The sequence below is a fragment of the Bacillus sp. CPT56D-587-MTF genome, assembly GCF_058792335.1.
On sequence record NZ_JBYTEF010000001.1, the window covers coordinates 3,459,345 to 3,482,536 of the forward strand.

A 23,192-nucleotide genomic window follows, 5' to 3' on the forward strand; every position below is an offset into this window, starting at 1 on the left:
TTTTCTCCCCCGCTTTCTATTAGCCCACTAGTGAAACAATTTTTTGTGCACCGTCTGCCATAGATTCTGCTGCAACAATATTTAAGCCAGACTCATTTAAAATTTTCTTACCTAGTTCTACGTTTGTGCCTTCAAGACGTACAACTAAAGGTAACTCAAGACCTACTTGTTTCGTTGCTTCAATAACACCTTCTGCAATAACATCACACTTCATAATGCCACCAAAAATGTTAACGAAGATACCTTTTACATTTTTGTCAGAAAGGATAATTTTGAATGCTTCTGTAACTTTTTCTGCAGTTGCACCGCCACCAACATCTAAGAAGTTAGCTGGGTCACCGTGGTAATGTTTAATGATATCCATTGTAGCCATCGCTAAACCTGCACCATTAACCATACAACCGATATTTCCATCTAAAGGAATGTAGTTTAAGTCGTATTTTGAAGCTTCAATTTCTTTTGAATCCTCTTCATCAAGATCACGAAGCTCTAAAATGTCTTTATGGCGATATAACGCATTAGAATCAAAGTTTAATTTTGCATCTAATGCCATAACTTTACCTTCGCCTGTTGTAACAAGTGGGTTAATCTCAGCGATAGAGCAATCTTTTTCGATAAACGCACGATATAAGCCCATCATAAACTTCACAGCTTGTCCTACAAGCTCTTTTGGAATATTGATGTTAAATGCAATTCGGCGCGCTTGGAAACCTTGCAAGCCTACTGCTGGATCAATATATTCTTTAAAGATTTTTTCAGGTGTTTTTTCTGCCACTTCTTCAATTTCTGTTCCGCCTTCTTCAGACGCCATTAAAACAACTTGAGAAGTTGCACGATCTAAAACTAGACCTACATAATATTCTTTTTTAATATCGCAACCTTCTTCGATAAGTAAGCGTTTTACTTCCTTACCTTCAGGACCTGTTTGATGTGTCACAAGTGTAGTTCCTAAAATGCTTTCTGCATATGTACGAACTTCATCTAAATTTTTCGCAACTTTTACTCCGCCAGCTTTGCCGCGTCCACCAGCGTGAATTTGTGCTTTCACTACACATACATCTGTTCCTAATTCTTTCGCTGCTTCTACAGCTTCTTCTACTGTAAACGCAACCTTCCCGTTCGGAACGCTAACCCCATAGCTTCTAAGGACTGCCTTACCTTGGTACTCATGGATATTCATGGTCCCATCCTCCCCTGTTTTCCTGTTTTACTCGAAAAGTTTTTTAATGTTTAAAAAACATTACATTGCCATTGTATAAGATGATTGGCACGCTGTCTACAATAAAGTGTCAGAAAACTGAAATCGCTTTATTCTTTTTCGAAAATAGTAATGTTTATATGCCAAAATAAAAAAATAAGCTGTATATTTACAGCTTATTTTTGAATCATATCTTTAATTGGTGCGAATGACTTGCGGTGTTCATCTAGTACTCCATGCACTTCAATTGCCTCTAAATGTTGCTTTGTGCCATATCCCATATGTTGCTCAAATCCATATTCAGGATACTTCTCTCCCAGTTCTTTCATCATACGATCTCTCGTTACTTTTGCTATAATGGATGCTGCTGAAATCGAAACACTTTTCGCATCACCTTTAATAATTGATGTTTGCGGAATTGGTGTAGGAAGCTTCATCGCATCAATTAATAAATGTTGAGGTGTACAAGATAAATTTGCAACTGCATCTAACATCGCTTGTTTCGTTGCTTGGTAAATATTAATGTCATCAATAACTTGCGGTGATACAATTCCTACTCCAATTGCAATTGCTTGTACTTTTATTTCATCATAAAAACGCTCACGTTTCGCTTCACTCAACTTTTTCGAGTCATTTAACCCTGGAATATAAAAATCCTCAGGAAGAACGACAGCTGCCGTCACAACAGGCCCAGCCAATGGCCCGCGCCCTACTTCATCAATACCCGCGATATATGTGACCCCTTTTTCACGCAAAGCATTTTCATACTTGGACATTTCAAAAAACTTCTCTTTTTCTTTCTGTTCTAACTCTTTTTGTTTATACCACTTCAAAACGAGCTTTTGAACACCTTTTCGATCATCTTTCATTAACAGTTGAAAGCGATCATCTTCTTCATTCATAATTTCTTTCAATACATTTTCCGCTTCTTTTATCGTCATAGTTTGCATTTATACAAGCTCCTTTTTAAACATATCCAAAAAGAAAAGACGCACAAACGCACGTCTTATACTTCTTCTATTTTTTCCACATCTTCCACTTGCTCTCCAAACTCTTCCGGTGTTTCAAACGTCATTTTTCCAAGTTTGCCACCACGAAGCTCACGAAGCACAAGCTCAGATGTCTTATCATAATCAATCATTCCGCCGCCCATTAAGCAGCCTCTATTTTTTCCAATTGCATCGAATAATTCCACAATATCTTCTGGAATCTCATTTAAATTATAGCGTTCTTTCAAGCGTTCTGGATAATGTTTCTCCATAAAACGTAATGCGTAAACAGCTACATCTTGTAAATTTAAAATTGAATCTTTAATTGCACCCGTTGTCGCTAAACGAAGACCCACTAATTGATCTTCAAATTTAGGCCACAGAATACCTGGTGTATCTAACAATTCCATTTCCTTCCCAACTTTAATCCATTGTTGAGCTGTTGTCACACCTGGACGATCTCCTGTTTTAGCAATATTTTTCTTTGCCAATTTATTAATCAATGTAGATTTACCAACATTTGGTATACCTACAATTAATGCACGAATCACTCTCGGTCTAATACCTTTTGCAACCATTTTATCAAATTTTTCTTTAACAAGCACTTTACAAGCTGCTGCAATTTCCTTCATACCTTGTCCAGCTTGCGCGTTAATCGAAATTGCCATATGGCCTTTTTCTTTAAAATATGCAATCCATTGTTTTGTTAAACGATCATCCGCCATATCCGCTTTATTTAAAACAACAAGCCTTGGCTTATGTGTAATGATTTCATCAATCATTGGGTTTCGAGATGATAATGGTAATCGAGCATCTACAAGTTCAATTACAACATCAATTAATTTTAATTTCTCCGTTACTTGGCGTCTAGCCTTCGCCATATGCCCTGGAAACCATTGAATTACCATGTTGCCACCTTCTTTTTCATTTATTTCACAATACGTGCGTCTTCTAACGGCCAATATAACATATTAGCTTTACCAATTACTTGATCCATTGAAATCGTACCGATTGAACGGCTATCTTTACTAAAACGACGATTATCACCTAAAACAAATAATTGATCTTTTGGAACGGTTTTCTTGCCTGTCATTTCTTCAAGATTAAAATCATATGTAAGCGGTCCGTCAGCAATTTGCTTTTTCTGCTTGTCTAAATACGGCTCCTCATAAGCCTTTCCGTTAACATACAGTTTATCATTACGATACTCTATTTCATCGCCTGGCAGGCCTATAATGCGCTTAATGTAATCTTTATCTTCTGTTGCTCGAAATACGATAATATCAAAGCGTTTTGGATCTCCAATGTGATAACCAATTTTATTCACAATCATTCGATCACGATCATGTAAAGTAGGTGCCATTGATACCCCGTCTACGAGAATTGGCGCAAAGAAAAACTGTCTAATAACACCAGCTAATACAACAGCAATCAAAATTGCCTTAATCCATTCCCAAAGTGAACTCTTCTCTTTTTTCATGCATTTCCCCTCCACGGTTATGTAAACTGCTCGTATTATACCAAAATTTCATATAGATTGGAAAAAGGGAGCTTGTGCATTTACAAGCTCCCATACATGTCTTATCGAATTTCTTTAATACGTGCTTTTTTACCGCGAAGGTTACGTAAGTAGTATAACTTAGCACGACGTACTTTACCACGGCGAAGTACTTCGATTTTCGCGATTCTTGGCGTGTGAACTGGGAATGTACGCTCAACACCTACACCGTAAGAAATCTTACGAACTGTGAATGTTTCACTGATTCCACCACCACGACGCTTAATTACAACACCTTCGAAAAGCTGAATTCTTTCACGAGTTCCCTCAACAACTTTTACGTGTACACGTAAAGTGTCACCAGGACGGAATGAAGGAAGGTCAGTTTTTAATTGGCCTTTTGTAATTTCTGCGATTAATTGTTGCATATTAAATTCTCTCCTTTAAACAGATGCTCTTATAAAGTCTTAATAAATTACAGCGGAACATCGTTAATACGGCTACTGATTTCAGTAGCACAAATGTTATAATAGCATATTACTAGGCCTGTTGCAATAGCAAATATATGAAGTTATTACTGCTCTCGCTTTATTTCCTCAAGCCATTTTTTCTCTTGTTTAGATAACTCTCTCTCATCTAACAAATCCGGTCTACGCGTATACGTTCGACGCAAAGATTCCTTATGTCGCCATTCATCAATGTTTTTATGATTCCCTGACATTAATACATTCGGTACCTTCATACCACGAAAATCAGCCGGACGTGTATAATGAGGATGCTCTAATAAACCTGTACTAAACGAATCCTCTACTTGTGAAGCATGATTTCCTAGCACACCTGGCAAGAGACGTACAACACTATCAGTAATAACCATAGAGGCTAATTCTCCGCCCGTTAATACATAGTCACCAATAGAAATCTCATCCGTTACGAGATGCTCACGAATTCGTTCGTCATACCCTTCATAATGCCCACATACGAAGATCAAATGTTCTTCCCCTGCAAGCTCTTCCGCTTTCTTCTGCGTAAATCTTTCGCCCTGCGGACACATTAAGACAACTCTAGGCTTACGCTCTGTCTCTTTCGTCAAATCTTCTACAGCATCAAAAATAGGCTGAGGAGTAAGCACCATACCAGCTCCTCCGCCGTAAGGATAATCGTCTACACTATTATGCTTACTTGTTGTATAATCACGAAAGTTAACAACACGAAGGTTTACCGCTTCTTTTTCTTGTGCCTTCTTTAATATAGAAGATCCAAATACACCGGTAAACATGTCTGGGAACAACGTTAAAATATCAATTTTCATTATAGCAGCCCTTCCATTACATGAATGGTTACTAATTTATTTTCAATATTAACTTGAAGTACAACGTCATCGATATAAGGAATTAAGAGATCTTGACCCTTCGGGCGTTTAATTACCCAAACATCATTTGCACCAGGAGATAGAATCTCTTTGATTGTCCCTAGCGCTTCTCCTTCTTCCGTTACAACACTGCAACCAATAATTTCATGATAGTAGTATTCACCTTCAGCAAGTTCACCTAACTGCTCTTCTGGTACTTTTATTAAAGAACCTTTAAACTTCTCTACTTCATCTACATTGTTATATCCTTCAAATGTTAATAAATCGAATGTCTTATGTTGGCGATGAGAAGTTACCTTCACCGGAAGGTAGTCTGTGCCTTTCTCATTCGATATGTATAACGTGTTTCCTACTTTATATCGCTCTTCTGGAAAATCAGTACGAGAAATAACACGGATTTCTCCTCTTACGCCATGAGTATTTACAATTTTCCCTACGTTAAACCATTTTGTCATAAATAGTATGTCACCCCTGGTTTCTATATAAATTAAGCATCTCCATTTCACAGATGGAACATGCACTCTCTATTTAAATGTTAAAAAAGGGAGAGGAATAACTCCTCGCCCTTTTTTACGTTTATTGAATTTCCAGTGTTACTTTTTCATCATTATGATGTCCCACTGAATACAAGAGCATTCGAATCGCTTTCGCAACTCTCCCTTGCTTTCCAATGACTTTTCCAACATCCTCAGGATGTACAGTTAATCGATACTTTATCTCTCCGTTGCAAAGTTCCTGTGTAACTTTTACATCTTCAGGATAATCGACAAGAGGCTTGACAATCGTCTCGACTAACTTCTTCATAGTCATTGCCTCAATTACTTACCTTGTTTAGATAAGTGGAATTTCTCCATGATACCTTGGTTAGAGAATAAGTTACGAACTGTATCAGATGGTTTAGCACCATTTCCTAACCATTTTAATGCTGCTTCTTCGTTGATCTTAACTTCAGCTGGTTGAGCAACTGGATTGTAAGTTCCGATTTCCTCAATGAAACGTCCGTCACGAGGAGAACGAGAATCTGCAACAACTACACGATAGAAAGGAGTTTTTTTAGCTCCCATACGTTTTAAACGAATTTTAACTGCCATTTATAAAGCACCTCCGAATTTATTTCACACAGATAATTATATTAGCAAAAAGACTATTGCTTTGTAAAGTATTTTTTCTTAACAGAGCCATCTTTTTTTCCTTACATGAATGGAAACTTCAATCCACCTAGTCCTTTTTTCTTACCTTTTTGCATTCCCGTCATCGTCTTCATCATTTTTTTCATGTCATCGAATTGTTTAATTAGACGATTGATTTCTTGTACAGTTGTACCGCTACCTTTGGCAATGCGCTTTTTGCGACTAGCATTGATTATTTCCGGTTGTTCTCGTTCTAATTTAGTCATAGAACGAATAATTGCCTCAATATGCCCAATTTGTTTTTCATCAACTTGTGCATTTTTCAGCCCTTTAATTTTATTTGCACCAGGAAGCATTCCTAACAATTCATCAAGCGGCCCAAGTTGACGCACTTGTCCAAGTTGTTCTAGGAAATCGTCAAGCGTAAACGAAAGCGTACGCATTTTTTGCTCAAGTTCTTTCGCTTTCTCTTCATCAACTGTAGCTTGCGCTTTTTCAATCAATGTTAAGACATCGCCCATCCCTAAAATACGGGATGCCATACGCTCTGGATGGAACGCTTCAATTGCATCTAGTTTTTCACCCATACCAGCAAATTTAATCGGCGTGTTTGTTACAGCCTTAATAGATAATGCAGCACCACCGCGCGTATCACCATCTAATTTCGTTAATACAACACCTGTTAAACCTAACTGTTCATGGAAACTTTGCGCAACATTTACCGCGTCTTGTCCCGTCATCGCATCGACAACAAGGAAAATTTCATCCGGTTTCGCAACTTCTTTAACTTTCGCTAATTCATCCATTAGTTCTTCATCAATATGCAGGCGACCCGCTGTATCGATTAAAACATAATCGTGATGATCTTCTTTTGCTTTTGCAATCGCTTGTTTCGCAATTTCAACAGGACTTACTTGATCTCCTAAAGAGAATACAGGCATGTCCAATTGCTTCCCTAATGTTTCAAGCTGTTTAATCGCTGCTGGACGGTAAATATCCGCTGCAACAAGCATCGGTTTACGGTTATGCTTTTTACGAAGCAAATTCGCAAGCTTACCTGTCGTCGTTGTTTTACCCGCACCTTGCAGACCAACCATCATAATAACAGTCGGTGGCTTATTAGCAACAGCAATTTTGCTTTGCTCTCCGCCCATAAGTTCTGTAAGTTCTTCCTGTACAACTTTAATTACTTGTTGTCCAGGTGTCAAACTTTTCATTACACCTTGTCCGACAGCACGTTCAGACACACGCTTCACAAAATCTTTTACTACTTTAAAGTTAACATCTGCTTCTAAAAGAGCTAGACGAACTTCTCTCATCATTTCTTTCACATCGGCTTCAGAAACTTTTCCTTTGCCGCGGATTTTTTGCATTGTCTGTTGAAGTCGGTCGGCTAATCCTTCAAATGCCATATTGCCGCCCTCCTAATCTAATTTTTCGATAGCTTCAACAACTTGTTTCATTTCTTCATTCACATGCTCTTCTTCGCTGATTAGCTGTTTTAGCTTTGCAACAAGTCGCTGTCGCTCTTGAAACTTTTGAAGTAATACTAATTTTTCTTCATATTCTTCAAGCATCGCTTCAGTCCGTTTAATGTTATCATACACGGCTTGGCGACTTACATCAAATTCTTCCGCAATTTCACCAAGAGATAAATCATCTAGATAATAAAGCGACATATAACTTCTTTGTTTTTGCGTTAACAACGATTGATAAAAATCAAATAAATAGTTCATTCTCGTTGTTTTTTCGAGCATGTTGGATCATCCTTTGTTAAGTGATTTCCCTTTACATGAATTAGTTTACATGTAGTCCAAAAGAGTGTCAAGTTTTTTTCTTAACATCATATATTTTTTATAGAAAAAGAAGCGGAAATACCGCTCCTTTCGCTTATACTTCTTCTGTTTCTACTAAGTTCGCAAATAAACCATACACATATTGTTCTGGATCAAACTGTTGCAAGTCATCCATTTGCTCTCCTAATCCAACAAACTTCACTGGTACATCCATTTCGTTACGAATCGCTAATACAATACCACCTTTAGCAGTTCCATCTAACTTCGTTAAAACAATACCAGTTACATTCGTTGCTTCACGGAATGTTTTCGCTTGGCTTAAACCGTTTTGTCCTGTTGTTGCATCAATAACAAGTAATACTTCATGAGGAGCACCTGGTACTTCACGCTCAATTACACGCTTCACCTTCTCTAATTCTTTCATTAAATTTACTTTATTTTGCAAGCGTCCTGCTGTGTCACATAGTAATACATCTACCTTACGTGCTTTCGCAGCTTGTACAGCGTCATACATAACCGCCGCTGGATCAGATCCAGATCCTTGTTTAATCACTTCTACACCAACGCGATCGCCCCATACTTCTAATTGTTCAATCGCTCCAGCACGGAATGTGTCTCCTGCCGCTAATAGGACTGACTTACCTTCTGATTTAAACTTATGCGCCAGTTTACCAATTGTCGTCGTTTTTCCTACACCATTAACACCAACAAATAAAACAACCGTTAATTGGTCCTCTTGCATATTAATTTCGTTACTAAAATCGCTGTCGCCTTTGTAAATTCCTACTAGTTTTTCTGAAATAACAGCTTGTACTTCTTTTGGATCTTGAATGTTACGACGTTGTACTTCTTCTTTCAATTGGTCAATTAATTCCATTACCGTCGCAACGCCAACGTCTGCACCGATTAAGATTTCTTCTAACTCTTCGAAAAAATCTTCGTCCACTTTACGGTAACGATAAACTAAATCATTCACTTTATCCGCAAATGAATTTCTCGTTTTTTCTAATCCTTGTTTAAATTTCTCTGTAACTGTATCCGTTTGTTTTGAAATTTTTTCTTTTAGTTTTTTAAAAAAACTCATACTTTCCCATCCTTCCTATTCACTTGCAATAAGTTCTTCTCCGGCGTCTAAACGAACCGAAACAAGTTTAGATACCCCTGATTCTTGCATTGTTACACCGTACAACACATCAGACTCTTCCATTGTACCTTTTCTATGTGTAATTACAATAAACTGCGTCTCATTACTGAATTTCTTTAAATACTGTGCAAAACGAGCTACATTCGCCTCATCAAGGGCTGCCTCTACCTCATCTAGTACACAGAATGGTACTGGGCGTACTTTTAAAATACCAAATAAAAGCGCAATTGCTGTTAAAGCACGCTCTCCACCTGAAAGTAAACCTAAGTTCTGCAGTTTCTTCCCTGGCGGTTGTGCTACAATATCAATACCCGTATTTAGTAAATCCTCTGGATTAGTCATTACTAAATCCGCTCTACCGCCTCCAAATAATTCAGAGAATACCGATTGAAACTCCATTCTAATGCCTTCAAACGTAGTAGAAAAGCGTTTTTTCATTTCTTCATCCATTTCGGTAATAAGCTGGTGCAATGTCGCTTTCGCTTCTTCTAGGTCGTCTCTCTGCTCTAGTAAGAATGTATGACGCTCCGCTACACGTTCATATTCATCAATTGCCCCTAGGTTCACTGTACCTAACTCTTCTATAGATAATTTGATTAATTTTACTTTCTTACGCGCATCTTCTGCAGGCATTGTCATTGTATATTTTAGTTTTGCCGCTTCAAATGAAATCGTATATGTTTCACGTAAATGTTGTAATCTATTTTCCAACTCTACATCAAGTCGATTTATTCTCACTTCTTGATTTTTCAACATTTCAAGAATATATTTATGTTTACCTGTCGTTTCTTTCAAATTGCGCTCTAAATGTTCTACCCTCTCTTGCAACGATACACGTTGTTCACGACGAGAGCGAATTAATTCTGAAGTTTGATTACGATCATATGCTTTCTTCTCAATCATATTCGTAATTTGCTCTTCACCACTTGAATTAGATGTCATTTCTTGTTTTAAGAACGCTAAATCCTCTTTCGTTTTTACAAGTGTCGCATCCGTTTCTTCTTTTTCCTTCGTCAATCGTTCAACTTTTTCTTTTTGATTAAATAAGCGTTGTTGCTTTTCAGCTACCAGCACTTTTAACTCCGTCATTTCTTTTTGAACTTTTTCTTTCGAAGAATGTTGCTCACTTTTTTGTTTTGTTAAAGCTACAATTTTACTATCTAACTTAGTGATATCAGCTTGAAGATTCGTTAAAATCCCTTCTAACTCCTCTTTACGCCCTTGCATTTTTACTCGATCTTGTAAAAACCCTTCAATCTCTAAATCATAAATAGACAATCGATCATTAATACGATGTTCTTCTAATTCTAGACGATTAATCTCTTCTCTTAATTTCTGCTCATCTACACGATCTACTTCTACAGTTTGCCTTAGTTCGCGTATTTTCACTTCTTTTTCTTGAATCTCTTGTTTTACTGCTTTAACAAAGTTTTCTAACTTCATTGTTTTTTCTTCCATATCAGTTAACTTGCGAGTCCACTCTTCCAGTTCACGTTGGCGTCCTAATAAAGAAGATTTCGCTTGCTTTACCGCCCCACCAGTCATAGAACCGCCAGGATTCACTACATCACCTTCGATTGTTACAATGCGATAACGGTATTGCAGTTGTTTCGCCAACTCATTTGCTCCGCGTAAATCTTTCGCAACAATAACCGTACCTAATAAATTTGAAACTACATTTTCATATTTATTGTTGTACTGCACAAGTTCTGCCGCCACACCTACAAACGATGGGTGTTGATTTGCAATGCGTAATTGCTCAAATGATAAAGACCTGCTTTTAATAACAGCTTGCGGTAAAAACGTTGCACGTCCATGTTTATTTTGCTTTAAAAATGCTATCGCATTACGAGCATGCTCCTCTGTTTGTACAACAATATGCTGCATCGCTGCACCTAGAGCAATTTCCATTGCAACTTCGTATTCTTTCGGTACCGTTAACAGTTCCGCAACAGCACCCTCGATACCTTGCAACCTATTTTCTCTAGCTTTCAATACTTCACGTACACCTTGATAGAATCCAGAATAATCTTCTTGCATCTCTTCAAGCATTTCTTTTCGAGAACGTGCCTGTTGCACAAATTGATATGCTTGATACAGTTTTGTTTCATTTTCACTATACTGCGTCTTACATTTCCCAAGCGCCGCCTCTGTCTTCTGTATGTTTGAGAGAATGCCAGCTACTTTTTCTTTCGCTTGTTCGTAACTTTCTACAAGTTTCGTCTTTTTCGCTGTAATTTCCATACGCATTTCTACATATTTCGCATTCTCTTCATCTAGACGCTCGTTTTTAGACGTTTGCTGTTTAGATTGTTCTTCAATCATAGATAATTCATTACGATGACTAGCTTGTTGATTTAAAAGCTCAATATAGTCACCTTTTAAATTCTCAATCTGTTCCTCTAAATTGTCAGCAAAAGTAGCAAGCAGTTGCTCATTATCATGCAATTTTTGCTCCAACTCTTTTACTTCATTCACAAATTGCATTAAAGCTTCTGTACTTGACTCAATCTCACCATCGTAACTTTTAGTTTTCTCTGTTAATTCAACAATTAACTGCTCAAGTTGCGCACAATGCGTCGTAGCATTTTGCTTTCTCTCTTTTAACAACTCGCGCTGCCCTTCAAGTTTTTCTAGCTCTTTACTAGAAAGAAGAAGTACTTCTTGCAACGAGTCTACAGACTCATCTACCGCTTGTAATTGTCCTCGTAATTCCTCAAGCTCTTCTTCACTTTTTTGTAAATTCGTTGACATTTTAGCTTCTTCGTTTTTATTATGCCCAAACTGATTTCGAAGCGCTTCCCATTTCTCGTGCAATTCTTCAATTTCATGGACAATAAGCGCAGCTTCTACTTTCTCTAATTCTTCTTTATTCTCAAGATAATCTTTCGCAATAGAAGCTTGTCTTTCTAAAGGTTCTACTTGACTACTTAATTCATGAATTATATCTTGTACACGATTTAAGTTTTCTTGTGTTTCTGCTAATTTCCCTTCAGCTTTCTTTTTGCGAAGTTTGTATTTTAGCACGCCTGCCGCTTCTTCAAATACACCTCGACGCTCTTCTGACTTACTACTTAAAATCTCTTCCACTTTCCCCTGGCTAATAATTGAAAAAGCTTCTCTTCCCATACCAGAGTCCATAAATAAATCGATAATATCTTTCAATCTACATGATTGTTTATTAATATAAAAATCACTATCACCTGAACGAGATACACGACGTGTTACACACACCTCATTGTATTCAATTGGTAAACGTTGATCTTCATTATTTAAAGTTATTGTTACTTCAGCAACATTAACCGCTCTCCTCGTATCACTGCCTGCAAAAATAATATCCTCCATCTTTGCACCACGTAATGATTTTGCAGATTGTTCACCAAGTACCCAGCGAATTGCATCAGTAATATTACTTTTCCCGCTTCCATTAGGTCCTACTACAGAAGTTACACCTGGGACAAAATCAACAGATACACGCTCAGCAAAAGACTTAAACCCTGCTATTTCTAATCTTTTTAAAAACACGAAAGGCCTTCCTCCTATTCTCCGTCGTTATAAATGTTCTCTATACAAAAACAAGTATTATACGGATTTACCTTCTTTTTCATTATAAACAAAAAGAAAGTTTCATTCTATGCACAAGGAATCCCCCTCATTCAAAGGGGGATTCCTTATAGTTGTTCTTTTAATTTTTTCAATGCTTCTGCAGCAGCTTGTTGCTCTGCTTCTTTTTTCGACTTACCACTACCAAGACCTAAAGCTACGTTATTTAACGTAACACGTGACACAAATTCTCGATTGTGAGCTGGTCCTTTTTCTTGCAAAATTTGATACTCAACATTGCCACTGCCATCACGCTGAATCAATTCTTGCAACTGACTCTTATAATCCATCACATGAGAAAAAGCACCCTCATTAATTTTCGGATATACAATTTCTTTTAAGAATTCCCAAACTGTTTCTAGCCCTTGATCAAGATAAAGGGCACCAATAAACGCTTCAAAGACATCCGCTAATAAAGCTGGTCGTTCACGTCCACCTGTCATTTCTTCACCTTTTCCTAATAAAACAAGGCTACCAAATGACAATTCGTTCGCAAAACGAACAAGAGATGGCTCACATACAATAGCTGCACGTAGTTTTGTTAACTCTCCTTCGCTCATTGTCGGATATTTTTGAAACAGATACTGCGATACAGTCAGTTCCAATACTGCATCTCCAAGAAATTCAAGACGCTCATTATCTTCATGCGGTTTTTTTCGATGCTCATTCACATACGATGAATGCGTAAATGCTTGAATCAATAATTTTTCATCTGTAAACGTAATACCTATCTTTTCTTGAAACACTTTAAATGCTTCACGATATTTTGTTTCGTATTTTTTTTCTCTATATTTTCGGTACGGCATAGGTCCCTCCAGATATAAGCCAGAAAGCCCCGCTAAAAAACGGGACTTCACTTAAGCATTATAGATGACTCTCTATGTAAGTCACAGCATCGCCAACAGTAGCAATCTTTTCAGCATCTTCATCAGAAATTTCCATTTCGAATTCATCTTCTAATTGCATTACAAGTTCTACTACATCTAGGGAGTCTGCTCCTAAATCTTCCTTGAAGCTTGCAGCTGGTACTACCTCAGTCTCTTCTACTCCTAAACGATCAACGATGATTTTTGTTACGCGCTCTAAAACATCTGCCATTCCATTCACCTCCCCTCAAATATTATATTAAATATTGACCAAAAAAACTAGGTGAAATCGATTCTTTTATTACATTACCATACCGCCATCAACATTTAACGTTTGACCTGTAACATATTTGCTTTGATCAGAAGCAAAAAACGTTACAGCATTCGCGATATCTTTCGCTTCACCAAATTGAGCAGCTGGAATAACTTTTAACATTTCGGCTTTAATATTCTCATCTAGTACATCCGTCATATCAGTCGCAATAAAGCCCGGCGCAATTGCATTCACTGTAATATTTCGACTTGCTAACTCTTTTGCAGATGTTTTTGTTAATCCAATAACACCCGCTTTAGCAGCAACATAGTTAGCTTGTCCTGGGTTTCCTATAACACCAACAACCGAAGCGATGTTTATAATTCTACCGTGACGTTGACGCATCATATAACGAGATACTGCTTTTGTACATAAGAATACACCTTTTAAGTTTGTATTAATAACTGTATCCCATTCTTCTTCTTTCATACGCATTAATAAATTATCTTTCGTTACACCAGCATTATTTACAAGAATATCAACTTGTCCAAATGTATCTACTGTTTGTTTCACCATATTTGTAACATCATCAGCATTTGCAACATCTGCTCTTACCGCAATTGCATCAGAACCTAATTTTTCAATTTCATCTACTACTTCATTTGCTTTTTGTTCATTACCAGCATAATTTACTACTACATTTGCCCCTTGTTTCGCTAAATCAATCGCAATCGCGCGACCAATTCCACGTGAAGCGCCAGTTACTAATGCTACCTTCCCTTTTAACATCAGTTTTCTCCTCTCAAATTTGAAATGGTATCTTTTAATGTCTCTTCATCGTATATCGCATATGCTTTTACTGATGAATCAATTGACTTCATAAGTCCAGCAAGTACTTTTCCAGGTCCAATTTCAATAAATGTATCTACTCCCTGGTTCACCATATATTCAATAGACGGGTACCATAATACAGGCGAATAAAGCTGTTCGATTAACTTTTCTTGAATGTCTGCACCACGTGTAATAACTTCCGCCGTAACATTTGCAATAACAGGAATATTCGTGTCATGAATTGTAATTTCATTTAAAACACTTTGGAACTTCTCAGCTGCCGGCTTCATAAGTGAAGAATGGAATGGCCCACTTACTTTTAGTGGAATCGCTCTCTTTGCACCATTTTCTTTCGCTCTTTGAGAAGCAACCTCTACGCCTTGCTTCGTTCCAGAAATCACAATTTGCTTCGTACTATTCATATTAGCGATTTGCACTGCATATCCTTCACTTGTTACTTCTTCTGTAACTTGTTTCAGCATATGTGGGTCAGCACCTAATATAGCTGCCATTGCGCCTTCCCCGCCCGGAACAGCTTCTTCCATATATTCGCCACGTTTCCTTACAGCATATACAGCATCTTCAAAAGTTAATGCACCAGCTGCTACAAGAGCACTATATTCACCTAAACTATGACCAGCGACAAAGTCAGGTGTAATGTCATACTCTTTCAAAGCTGTCAAAATAGCAAAACTCGTTGTTAATAATGCAGGCTGCGCATTTGTTGTTAATGTAAGCTTTTCCTGCGGTCCTTCAAAAATCACTTCTGAAAGTGAATCTTCCAACACCTCATCTGCTTTTGCAAACACTTTTGCAACCTCTTTATTATTCTCTGCTAATTGTTTACCCATTCCAACTGCCTGTGAACCTTGGCCCGGAAAAAGAAATGCTATTTTTCCCATTTCAAATCCTCCTCTTATTGGAGTGACTCTTTCTCCATTACGCTTGAAATCGTAGGAATTACTTCTTTCGCTACCATTTCTCTCGTTTGACGAATCGCACTAAATATCGACTGATCATTAGAAGAACCGTGAGCCTTAATGACAGGTGCTTTCAATCCAAATAATGCAGCTCCTCCATACTCCGAATAATCCATTTTATCTTTTAATACCATAAGTTTTGGCTTTAATACCGCCGCTGCTAATTTGCTCGTAAATGAACTCATTAACTGTTCTTTCAACATAGAGAATAGCGCAAGTGCTGTTCCCTCTAATGATTTCAACGCTACATTCCCTGTAAAACCATCACATACAACAACATCTGCTACACCTTGCAATAAATCTCTTGATTCAACGTTCCCCACGAAATTAATTGGCGCATCTTTAAGCATTGCAAATACTTGCTTTGAAAGCTCGTTTCCTTTTCCATCCTCTGTTCCAACGTTTAATAGTCCAACGCGAGGATTTTCAATTCCTCTTACCTTCTCAGCATAAACAGATCCCATTACTGCATATTGATATAAATGAATTGGTTTTGCATCAACATTTGCTCCAACATCTAACATAACAAAACCTTTTCCATCTACAGTTGGCATTGTAGGCGATAAAGCTGGTCTCTCAATTCCTTCCATACGACCGACTACAAATAATCCAGCTGCCATTAAAGCTCCTGTACTACCTGCGGATATACAAGCGTCTGCTTCTCCATCCTTTACTTGTTGTGCCGCAAGCACCATTGAAGCTTGTTTTTTTCGACGAACCGCTCTTACTGGTTCCTCCGTTGATTCTATTTTTTCGTCTGTATGAAGAATAGTAATTCGTTCATCACTCGTTAAGTATTGACGAATTTCCTCTTCTTTCCCTACTAACGTAATATGTAAATCAGAATATTCCTTAATAGCTTTCATTGCCCCTAATACTACAGCCTTTGGAGCGTGATCTCCGCCCATTGCATCTATTGCGATTTTCATAAGTTGTTACCTTCCTCACTATAATTACTAGATCGATACATTTCAAAAGTGCCTGTAAAAACAAGTTCTTCTCCAACGAAGCTACGCACTTTGACAACCGTCCGTCCTTTATCATTCTCTACATCTTCAACGCGCGCTTTTGCAACAACACGCTCTCCTAATTTTACAGGGCGAATGTATCGAATGGTAGACTTTGCAGTTAAAGCTAATTCTTCATCAATAACCGCAACAGCTAGTGAGTTTGCTTGCGCAAACAGATGATGCCCACGAGCGATTTGATTTCTTTTAAATACATGTTCTATCTTTACTTCAAAGATAGAGATTGCATGTCTATCTAATTCAATATCAATAATTTCTCCAACAACCTCTTCTAACGGTAAAGATTTCACATCTTCTTCATGTTGCTTTGTAGCTACATGTTTAATTCTCTCTCTTAATTCAGGAATAGACAATTCCATACGATCAAGTCGTACCGTTTGTATACTCACTTGAAATTTTTCCGCTAAATCTTCATCCGTAATAAAAGGATTTGATTCGATTGTTTGTTGTAATAACTCTTGTCTTTCTTTTTTACTTCTTCTTTTTTTCATACCGCACCATCCATTTTTATGACTAGGTACTAACAGTAGTATATAATCATTAAAAGTAGAATGCAACAAAAACTTTTGTTGACTCCCTTTAATCGAGCTTCTCTCCTTGGAACACACCTGTCCCATCAAGATACGTACGCAAGGCAGCATACTGATTATTGTGCCAAAACGCTTCTGAATCTACTAGTATCGCCGCATCTTGCCTTGCCGTTTCTAACGCTCGATAATCATGTACCATGTCAGCAACCTTAAATTCTGGTAAACCACTTTGCTTACTCCCAAAGAAATCTCCAGGACCTCGTAATTCTAAATCTTTTTCTGACAATACAAATCCATCATTTGTTTCAGTCATTATGCGCATTCTTTCTTTCCCTGTTTCTGATTTAGGGTCTGCTATTAATAAACAATATGATTGTTCACTACCACGGCCGACACGCCCTCTAAGCTGATGAAGCTGCGATAAACCGAAACGTTCTGCATCATAAATAACCATTACAGTCGCATTCGGTACGTTCACACCTACTTCAACAACTGTTGTCGATACAAGAATTTGTACTTTATTTTCACTAAACTGTCCCATTATCTCTTCTTTTTCCTGAGACGATAATCTCCCATGCATCAATCCAACTTGGCATTTCCCTTGGTAATGATGCGTCAGCATACTATGTAAGTCGATAGCATTTTGCACATCAAGTTTCTCAGATTCTTCAATTAGAGGACAAATAACGTATGCCTGTCTTCCTTTTTTTATCTCCTTTTCAACGAAACCGAGAACGCGATCTAACATATCATGTTTTGCCCAGTATGTTTCAATCACCTTTCTACCTGCTGGCATCTCATCGATTATCGAAACATCCATCTCTCCAAATGCAGTAATTGCAAGCGTACGCGGAATTGGTGTCGCTGTCATAAATAATACATCTGGACTTTCACCTTTCTCCCGTAAAACTCGGCGCTGCGCTACACCAAATCGATGCTGTTCATCTGTAATAACGAGACCCAACCTATGAAATATAACTTCATCTTGAATTAAGGCATGCGTTCCAACAAGAATATCTATTTCTCCTTGTTCTAACTTCGCTAAAATTTCTCGACGTCTCGCCCCTTTAACAGAACTTGTTAACAGTTCCACCTTCATACCAAAATGCGAAAACGTTTCAGCAAGCGACTGATAATGTTGCTCAGCTAAAATTTCTGTAGGAACCATTAAAGCACCTTGATAATGAGCTAATTTCGATGCATAAAGACCAATCGCAGCAACAACTGTTTTCCCAGAACCAACGTCACCTTGCAATAGTCGGTTCATCCGATAAGGAGATGTCATATCTTTCAAAATTTCATCTACAACTCGGCGCTGCGCACCCGTTAATGGAAACGGCAGTGCATCGATAAATTCTTGTAATTCTGCTGACGGAATCTCTTTCTTCGTCCCTTTTGAATTTTCCCTCTCCATTTTCCGGAGCGTTTGCATTTTCAGCTGAAATAAGAAAAATTCTTCATATACAAAACGGCGACGCGCTTGCTTCAAATCTTCCTGTCCTACCGGAAAATGCAATGCCCTGAGCGCTTCATATCTTGGTAATAATTTATATCGCCCTAACAAACCATCCGGTAACACTTCGACTATAGAATCTCCATATTCCTTTAACGCTTGAGCAATAAAACGACGCATCTGTTTTACTGTAAGTTTCCCCTTTACTGAATAAACAGGTTCCACTTCTTGTTGACGTACAACCGGTCCAAAATGAAGTTCTGATACAGCAATTGTTTGACGATGTTGATCCCATTTACCAGTAATCGTTATCGTTTCATCTAACTTTAATTTTTGCTTATAGTAAGGCCTATTAAAACATACCGCCGTAATTAAATAACGACCGACGAGAACACGAACTGTTAAACGCGATTTCTTCTTACCATAATATTGCAGCAAAGGAGCACTATGAACCTTCCCTTCAACCGTTACACGTTCATCATGCTTTACTTCAGCAAGATCTTTCATCGCATAATCTTCATAACGGTACGGAAAATGTTCTAATAGATGAGAAACTGTATAAATACCCATCTCATGTAGTAACTCAGATGTTTCTCCTCCAATCCCCTTTACATCCGTAACAGGAACTTGTACAACATCATTCAAGATTCTCACACCCCGTCACATTATTTTCTTTATTGCATTTTATTTGAGTACCAATTAGCATCTGTAATCGCTCTCTTTCACCTTATATATTCTATCATAGGCATTCTAAGAGAAACTACTCAAATCCCTTATATAAAACAAGTAAAAAAGAGCCTCACTATTAGCAGCAAGGCTCTTTTCTCTCTTCAATATGCTAGCCTTTTGAATAAAAACTAGTAATAAACTTCATATTACTACTTCTTATCCATTAGCAAGTAAGTAATCCATTTATTTTCAAAACGAATCTTATCTTATTCTACAGAGAAGATGAAAGAATACACTGGTTGGTTTCCAGCATGTACTTCTACTTCTGCATCTTCAAATTTCTCTTCTACAAATTCAACTAACTCCGCTACTTCTTCATCAGTTGCATCTTCCCCTTGTAGAATCGTTACGATTTCAGAATCTTCATCAATAAGCGCTTCTAGTAATTGCTTCGCAGCTCCTACTTTTTCAGCATTTGTAGATACAATTTTCCCATCTGCAATACACATGAAATCATCTTTTTGAATTGCTACACCATCAATTTCCGTATCACGTACAGCATACGTAATTTGACCTGTTTTCACATGAGATAAAGCTTCTTGCATGTTTTCTTCATTCTCTTCTAACGTTCCAACTGGGTTAAATGCTAACATTGCTGCCATACCTTGAGGAACTGTTTTCGAACGAACAACAATAACTTCTTGATCTACAACTGATGCCGCTTGTTCTGCTGCCATTACAATATTTCCGTTATTCGGTAAAATAATGATTTTTTCAGCATTTGCTTCTTCAATTACCTTTACGATATCCTCCGTACTTGGATTCATCGTTTGACCACCTTCGATAACTTTCGTTGCGCCGATGCTCTCAAATAAAGTTTTAATACCAGATCCCATAGCTACAGTTACGATACCATATGGTTGTTTTTCTTTCGATTGAGCTGGTTGCTCAGGAACCATAGTAGGTTCATCTAACAAAGCAGTATGCTGTTCACGCATATTTTCTACTTTAATCTTAATTAAACTACCGTATTTTTGCCCGTAGTTCATAGCGTCTCCAGGATGTTCTGCATGGATATGAACTTTTACAATTTCATCATCAGACACAACTAGTAGAGAATCACCATATACACTAATATCTTCACGGAATTTTTGTTCAGAGAAATTATGCTCTTTCACCTTTTCAGCCTCTAATTTCACCATGAACTCTGTACAATATCCATACTTAATATCTTCTGTACTCAATTGGCTTTGTACACTACGGTGATGTTCTGCGCGTACCATTTCATTCATAGATGGTTGCGTCGGTGCATCAGAAGAAATCGTTTCTCCTTTTAAGTCAGCTAAAAACCCTTCGTATACCACTACAAGACCTTTACCACCGCTATCTACAACGCCAACTTGTTTTAATACAGGTAATAAATCTGGCGTACGATTTAACGATGCGTTTGCTTCTTTCACAACGTCTTCCATAAACAAAACAAAGTCGCGCTGTTTTTTCGCAACTGTTACTGCATATTTACCCGTTTCTCTTGCAACCGTTAAAATCGTTCCTTCAATCGGTTTCATAACCGCTTTATAAGCCGCCTCTACTCCAGCTTCTAGTGCTGCAGCAAAATCAACTGTTGTTAATTCTTCTTTTTGTTCAATGGATTTAGAGAAACCACGGAACAACTGAGATAAAATAACTCCAGAGTTACCACGAGCTCCCATTAATAATCCTTTGGCTAAACTTACGCCGACTTTACCAGCATGCTGTGAAGGATTTGCTTTCACTTCACGCGCACCTGAAGTCATAGATAAGTTCATGTTTGTACCGGTATCGCCATCTGGAACTGGAAATACGTTTAATGCATCAACAAGCTGAACATTATTTGTTAAATTATTCGCTCCTTGCATGATCATTTGTGATAAACGTTTTCCATCAATTTTTTGAATTGACACAGATTTTCCTCCTTAATGCACATTACAAGTTTATTACTTTAACTCCTTGTACGTAGATGTTTACAGAATCTACTGCTAGTCCTACAGTTTGATCTAATGTATATTTCACTTTCGTCTGCACATTATGTGCCACTTCTGAAATTTTCGTACCATAGCTCACAATAATATACATATCAATATGTACTTCATCTTCATCTTTACGAACAATAACACCTCTAGTGAAGTTTTCTTTTCGTAAAATGTCTGTTAATCCATCTTTTAACTGATTTTTTGATGCCATACCTACGATACCGTAGCAATCTACCGCGGCACCTCCAGCAATTGTTGCAATTACATCTGTACTAATATCAATTTGACCGTACTTCGTTTTAATTTCAATTGACATCTCGTTTCCCCCTTCATAAATGGTGAAAGTGAGCTAGACTACTTTAGTTACTATCATATAATCTTTTTAAAGAAAATTCCATCGTTCTTTCTTTTCACTCTCATATTTTATGTTTTAAATTACACTTTTTTATGATGAGCAAAATAGTCCATTGTTATTATACAACATGTACCACTATAATATGTCAAGCAATTTTTATGGATTTCAACTTTTCTTCATTGACATATAGTGTCAAGTAAATTTTCTTGATTTCTTTTTTCTACGGTGTTGCATTCTCTTTTTAGTTGTGTTAAATTATAGTAGTGTTTTTAGCATCGCATAAAAGACTAACATTGAAAAATTACGTATGGTAAGGTATCAAGGGAGGGAAATATAAATGGCTCGTGTTTGTGCTATTACTGGAAGAAAAGCTCGTTCTGGTAACTCTCGTTCTCACGCAATGAACGCTACAAAACGTAAGTGGGGCGCTAACCTTCAAAAAGTTCGCGTACGCATCGACGGAAAAGTTCAACGTGTTTACGTTTCTGCTAGAGCATTAAAATCTGGCAAAATCGAACGTGTTTAATAATAAAAAAAAGAGCCGATAGGCTCTTTTTTTACTATAACAATGGAAAAAGCACCGGTGATAGGTGCTTTTTTTAATCTTTTTTGAAGGTATTTAACATTGCACGAACAATTCCACCAAGAAATTTAGGTAACTTAATTGTATAAAATCTCATGGTTTCCCTCCTAATCCCCATTACTCCACTTGGTCACTATATGATGTAAGGAGCAAAATTGTTTCTTCAATCAGTGCTTCTTATCAACATTAATATGCCAGAAGTAAATGAAAAAGTACCTTTTTCCTCAACGAGTTCGTTACTAATACAAAGTGTTGATCCCCACTCTATTGTTTTATTAGTAAGCGGGTACTTAAAACCAAACAATGTAATCCCTTCCACTATTTCAGTAACTGGTACAAAAGATACATAAGGAAAGTTTTTATTTTCTTCAATTATATGTGTACCCACTTTTTTAACTGTTATTTCATTTTTATTGTCCACAATACACATTTCTATCTCTACTTCTAACCCTTTTAAAAGCATCTGTATATTTGCCAAACCGTGATCAAGCCTTCCACCGGTAGCACCAAAAATACGAATTAGTGCCGGCTTCTGTCCTAATGCCCAGTTAATTGCAATTTCTAAATCCGTTTGATCTTTTTCTCGCGGAACAATATGTAATTCGTTCGTTTGCTGTCCCATCCATACTAATTCTTCTTCAGTAACTGAATCGTAATCTCCAAACGCAACAGCCGGTGTAATCCCTTTCTTTAATAGACGGTATACTCCCCTATCAACCGCTGCCCACACTACTTCCTCATTCTCATATCGAGCAAAATCTGCACAATATTCCGAAGGTCCTCCTGCCAAAATATGAATAATCATTTTTTCTTCCCCTTCCATTGTAAAAAGGCAATCTGCCATTCGGTAGATTGCCTTTTTACATATTTTTACCCTATCCTATAAATACCTTACTAGGATAAAA

Annotated in this window: 25 protein-coding genes; 1 reads left to right on the plus strand and 24 read right to left on the minus strand. The window is 37.4% G+C overall.

Annotation, left to right across the window (positions count from 1 at the left end; all coding sequences use genetic code 11):
* Positions 1 to 19 precede the first annotated feature (19 nt).
* From sucC to AC3WVZ_RS17820, 22 genes are all read right to left on the minus strand, one after another.
* Positions 20 to 1,180, minus strand: a complete 1,161-nt coding sequence (gene sucC / locus AC3WVZ_RS17715; RefSeq protein WP_001020791.1) for an ADP-forming succinate--CoA ligase subunit beta — start codon at positions 1,178 to 1,180, stop codon at positions 20 to 22.
* Between the two features lie 194 nt (positions 1,181 to 1,374).
* Positions 1,375 to 2,148 carry a ribonuclease HII gene (rnhB, locus tag AC3WVZ_RS17720; RefSeq protein WP_001194265.1) on the minus strand — a complete coding sequence of 258 codons (774 nt, stop codon included), beginning with the start codon at positions 2,146 to 2,148 and terminating at the stop codon, positions 1,375 to 1,377.
* A gap of 56 nt (positions 2,149 to 2,204) precedes the next feature.
* On the minus strand, positions 2,205 to 3,095 hold the full coding sequence (gene ylqF, locus AC3WVZ_RS17725) for a ribosome biogenesis GTPase YlqF (RefSeq protein ID WP_233935218.1): 891 nt from the start codon (positions 3,093 to 3,095) through the stop codon (positions 2,205 to 2,207).
* Positions 3,096 to 3,115: 20 nt separating this feature from the next.
* Positions 3,116 to 3,667 carry a signal peptidase I gene (gene lepB / locus AC3WVZ_RS17730; protein WP_000711853.1) on the minus strand — a complete coding sequence of 184 codons (552 nt, stop codon included), beginning with the start codon at positions 3,665 to 3,667 and terminating at the stop codon, positions 3,116 to 3,118.
* 101 nt (positions 3,668 to 3,768) lie between these two features.
* Entirely contained in the window at positions 3,769 to 4,113 is a 345-nt protein-coding gene (gene rplS / locus AC3WVZ_RS17735; RefSeq protein WP_001186516.1) for a 50S ribosomal protein L19, read from the minus strand.
* A gap of 146 nt (positions 4,114 to 4,259) precedes the next feature.
* The gene (gene trmD / locus AC3WVZ_RS17740; RefSeq protein ID WP_074047428.1) at positions 4,260 to 4,994 is read right to left on the minus strand and encodes a tRNA (guanosine(37)-N1)-methyltransferase TrmD; all 735 of its coding nucleotides are present in this window, start codon (positions 4,992 to 4,994) and stop codon (positions 4,260 to 4,262) included.
* Complete coding sequence (rimM, locus tag AC3WVZ_RS17745; protein WP_000170278.1) at positions 4,994 to 5,509, minus strand: ribosome maturation factor RimM; 516 nt, start codon at positions 5,507 to 5,509, stop codon at positions 4,994 to 4,996. The genes trmD and rimM overlap by 1 nt, the downstream gene beginning before the upstream one ends.
* Before the next feature lie 121 nt (positions 5,510 to 5,630).
* Positions 5,631 to 5,858, minus strand: a complete 228-nt coding sequence (locus AC3WVZ_RS17750) for a KH domain-containing protein (RefSeq protein ID WP_000737401.1) — start codon at positions 5,856 to 5,858, stop codon at positions 5,631 to 5,633.
* Between the two features lie 14 nt (positions 5,859 to 5,872).
* Positions 5,873 to 6,145: a 30S ribosomal protein S16 gene (gene rpsP, locus AC3WVZ_RS17755; RefSeq protein ID WP_000268750.1), complete on the minus strand. Its 273-nt coding sequence runs from the start codon at positions 6,143 to 6,145 to the stop codon at positions 5,873 to 5,875.
* Positions 6,146 to 6,246: 101 nt separating this feature from the next.
* The gene (gene ffh, locus AC3WVZ_RS17760) at positions 6,247 to 7,596 is read right to left on the minus strand and encodes a signal recognition particle protein (protein ID WP_233935219.1); all 1,350 of its coding nucleotides are present in this window, start codon (positions 7,594 to 7,596) and stop codon (positions 6,247 to 6,249) included.
* Between the two features lie 12 nt (positions 7,597 to 7,608).
* Positions 7,609 to 7,941, minus strand: coding sequence for a putative DNA-binding protein (locus tag AC3WVZ_RS17765; RefSeq protein ID WP_000891062.1), 333 nt, complete (start codon positions 7,939 to 7,941; stop codon positions 7,609 to 7,611).
* 133 nt (positions 7,942 to 8,074) lie between these two features.
* A complete protein-coding gene (ftsY, locus tag AC3WVZ_RS17770) occupies positions 8,075 to 9,064 on the minus strand; it encodes a signal recognition particle-docking protein FtsY (RefSeq protein WP_000007655.1) in 990 nt (329 codons plus the stop codon).
* Positions 9,065 to 9,079: 15 nt separating this feature from the next.
* A complete protein-coding gene (gene smc, locus AC3WVZ_RS17775) occupies positions 9,080 to 12,649 on the minus strand; it encodes a chromosome segregation protein SMC (RefSeq protein WP_233935220.1) in 3,570 nt (1,189 codons plus the stop codon).
* Between the two features lie 146 nt (positions 12,650 to 12,795).
* Complete coding sequence (gene rncS, locus AC3WVZ_RS17780; RefSeq protein WP_001146875.1) at positions 12,796 to 13,533, minus strand: ribonuclease III; 738 nt, start codon at positions 13,531 to 13,533, stop codon at positions 12,796 to 12,798.
* A 58-nt stretch (positions 13,534 to 13,591) separates the two neighbouring features.
* On the minus strand, positions 13,592 to 13,825 hold the full coding sequence (acpP, locus tag AC3WVZ_RS17785) for an acyl carrier protein (RefSeq protein ID WP_000786062.1): 234 nt from the start codon (positions 13,823 to 13,825) through the stop codon (positions 13,592 to 13,594).
* Between the two features lie 69 nt (positions 13,826 to 13,894).
* On the minus strand, positions 13,895 to 14,635 hold the full coding sequence (gene fabG / locus AC3WVZ_RS17790) for a 3-oxoacyl-[acyl-carrier-protein] reductase (RefSeq protein ID WP_233935221.1): 741 nt from the start codon (positions 14,633 to 14,635) through the stop codon (positions 13,895 to 13,897).
* Complete coding sequence (gene fabD, locus AC3WVZ_RS17795) at positions 14,635 to 15,579, minus strand: ACP S-malonyltransferase (protein ID WP_000515899.1); 945 nt, start codon at positions 15,577 to 15,579, stop codon at positions 14,635 to 14,637. The genes fabG and fabD overlap by 1 nt, the downstream gene beginning before the upstream one ends.
* Positions 15,580 to 15,593: 14 nt before the next feature.
* Positions 15,594 to 16,586: a phosphate acyltransferase PlsX gene (gene plsX, locus AC3WVZ_RS17800; RefSeq protein ID WP_000684100.1), complete on the minus strand. Its 993-nt coding sequence runs from the start codon at positions 16,584 to 16,586 to the stop codon at positions 15,594 to 15,596.
* Entirely contained in the window at positions 16,583 to 17,176 is a 594-nt protein-coding gene (gene fapR, locus AC3WVZ_RS17805) for a transcription factor FapR (RefSeq protein WP_000747348.1), read from the minus strand. The genes plsX and fapR overlap by 4 nt, the downstream gene beginning before the upstream one ends.
* Before the next feature lie 88 nt (positions 17,177 to 17,264).
* Positions 17,265 to 19,313, minus strand: coding sequence for an ATP-dependent DNA helicase RecG (gene recG, locus AC3WVZ_RS17810; protein ID WP_065212076.1), 2,049 nt, complete (start codon positions 19,311 to 19,313; stop codon positions 17,265 to 17,267).
* Between the two features lie 290 nt (positions 19,314 to 19,603).
* A complete protein-coding gene (locus AC3WVZ_RS17815; RefSeq protein WP_233935222.1) occupies positions 19,604 to 21,280 on the minus strand; it encodes a DAK2 domain-containing protein in 1,677 nt (558 codons plus the stop codon).
* A gap of 22 nt (positions 21,281 to 21,302) precedes the next feature.
* Positions 21,303 to 21,665 (minus strand): Asp23/Gls24 family envelope stress response protein, encoded by a 363-nt coding sequence (locus tag AC3WVZ_RS17820; RefSeq protein ID WP_000021109.1) that lies wholly within the window; start codon positions 21,663 to 21,665, stop codon positions 21,303 to 21,305.
* A 376-nt stretch (positions 21,666 to 22,041) separates the two neighbouring features.
* Between AC3WVZ_RS17820 and rpmB the strand changes: the two genes are divergently transcribed.
* The gene (rpmB, locus tag AC3WVZ_RS17825; protein ID WP_000124776.1) at positions 22,042 to 22,230 is read left to right on the plus strand and encodes a 50S ribosomal protein L28; all 189 of its coding nucleotides are present in this window, start codon (positions 22,042 to 22,044) and stop codon (positions 22,228 to 22,230) included.
* 73 nt (positions 22,231 to 22,303) lie between these two features.
* Here the strand turns inward: rpmB and spoVM are convergent, their stop codons facing one another.
* The gene (spoVM, locus tag AC3WVZ_RS17830) at positions 22,304 to 22,384 is read right to left on the minus strand and encodes a stage V sporulation protein SpoVM (protein WP_001213599.1); all 81 of its coding nucleotides are present in this window, start codon (positions 22,382 to 22,384) and stop codon (positions 22,304 to 22,306) included.
* A 66-nt stretch (positions 22,385 to 22,450) separates the two neighbouring features.
* Positions 22,451 to 23,131 carry a thiamine diphosphokinase gene (locus AC3WVZ_RS17835; protein ID WP_000752665.1) on the minus strand — a complete coding sequence of 227 codons (681 nt, stop codon included), beginning with the start codon at positions 23,129 to 23,131 and terminating at the stop codon, positions 22,451 to 22,453.
* Positions 23,132 to 23,192: the final 61 nt, after the last annotated feature.

What these genes read in the sequence shown, in the direction of transcription:
- sucC (WP_001020791.1), bottom strand. Translation starts at nt 1,180, where the DNA reads ATGAATATCCATGAGTACCAAGGTAAGGCAGTCCTTAGAAGCTATGGG.
- rnhB (WP_001194265.1), bottom strand. Translation starts at nt 2,148, where the DNA reads ATGCAAACTATGACGATAAAAGAAGCGGAAAATGTATTGAAAGAAATT.
- ylqF (WP_233935218.1), bottom strand. Translation starts at nt 3,095, where the DNA reads ATGGTAATTCAATGGTTTCCAGGGCATATGGCGAAGGCTAGACGCCAA.
- lepB (WP_000711853.1), bottom strand. Translation starts at nt 3,667, where the DNA reads ATGAAAAAAGAGAAGAGTTCACTTTGGGAATGGATTAAGGCAATTTTG.
- rplS (WP_001186516.1), bottom strand. Translation starts at nt 4,113, where the DNA reads ATGCAACAATTAATCGCAGAAATTACAAAAGGCCAATTAAAAACTGAC.
- trmD (WP_074047428.1), bottom strand. Translation starts at nt 4,994, where the DNA reads ATGAAAATTGATATTTTAACGTTGTTCCCAGACATGTTTACCGGTGTA.
- rimM (WP_000170278.1), bottom strand. Translation starts at nt 5,509, where the DNA reads ATGACAAAATGGTTTAACGTAGGGAAAATTGTAAATACTCATGGCGTA.
- AC3WVZ_RS17750 (WP_000737401.1), bottom strand. Translation starts at nt 5,858, where the DNA reads ATGAAGAAGTTAGTCGAGACGATTGTCAAGCCTCTTGTCGATTATCCT.
- rpsP (WP_000268750.1), bottom strand. Translation starts at nt 6,145, where the DNA reads ATGGCAGTTAAAATTCGTTTAAAACGTATGGGAGCTAAAAAAACTCCT.
- ffh (WP_233935219.1), bottom strand. Translation starts at nt 7,596, where the DNA reads ATGGCATTTGAAGGATTAGCCGACCGACTTCAACAGACAATGCAAAAA.
- AC3WVZ_RS17765 (WP_000891062.1), bottom strand. Translation starts at nt 7,941, where the DNA reads ATGCTCGAAAAAACAACGAGAATGAACTATTTATTTGATTTTTATCAA.
- ftsY (WP_000007655.1), bottom strand. Translation starts at nt 9,064, where the DNA reads ATGAGTTTTTTTAAAAAACTAAAAGAAAAAATTTCAAAACAAACGGAT.
- rncS (WP_001146875.1), bottom strand. Translation starts at nt 13,533, where the DNA reads ATGCCGTACCGAAAATATAGAGAAAAAAAATACGAAACAAAATATCGT.
- acpP (WP_000786062.1), bottom strand. Translation starts at nt 13,825, where the DNA reads ATGGCAGATGTTTTAGAGCGCGTAACAAAAATCATCGTTGATCGTTTA.
- fabG (WP_233935221.1), bottom strand. Translation starts at nt 14,635, where the DNA reads ATGTTAAAAGGGAAGGTAGCATTAGTAACTGGCGCTTCACGTGGAATT.
- fabD (WP_000515899.1), bottom strand. Translation starts at nt 15,579, where the DNA reads ATGGGAAAAATAGCATTTCTTTTTCCGGGCCAAGGTTCACAGGCAGTT.
- plsX (WP_000684100.1), bottom strand. Translation starts at nt 16,586, where the DNA reads ATGAAAATCGCAATAGATGCAATGGGCGGAGATCACGCTCCAAAGGCT.
- fapR (WP_000747348.1), bottom strand. Translation starts at nt 17,176, where the DNA reads ATGAAAAAAAGAAGAAGTAAAAAAGAAAGACAAGAGTTATTACAACAA.
- AC3WVZ_RS17820 (WP_000021109.1), bottom strand. Translation starts at nt 21,665, where the DNA reads ATGTCAATTGAAATTAAAACGAAGTACGGTCAAATTGATATTAGTACA.
- rpmB (WP_000124776.1), top strand. Translation starts at nt 22,042, where the DNA reads ATGGCTCGTGTTTGTGCTATTACTGGAAGAAAAGCTCGTTCTGGTAAC.
- spoVM (WP_001213599.1), bottom strand. Translation starts at nt 22,384, where the DNA reads ATGAGATTTTATACAATTAAGTTACCTAAATTTCTTGGTGGAATTGTT.
- AC3WVZ_RS17835 (WP_000752665.1), bottom strand. Translation starts at nt 23,131, where the DNA reads ATGGCAGATTGCCTTTTTACAATGGAAGGGGAAGAAAAAATGATTATT.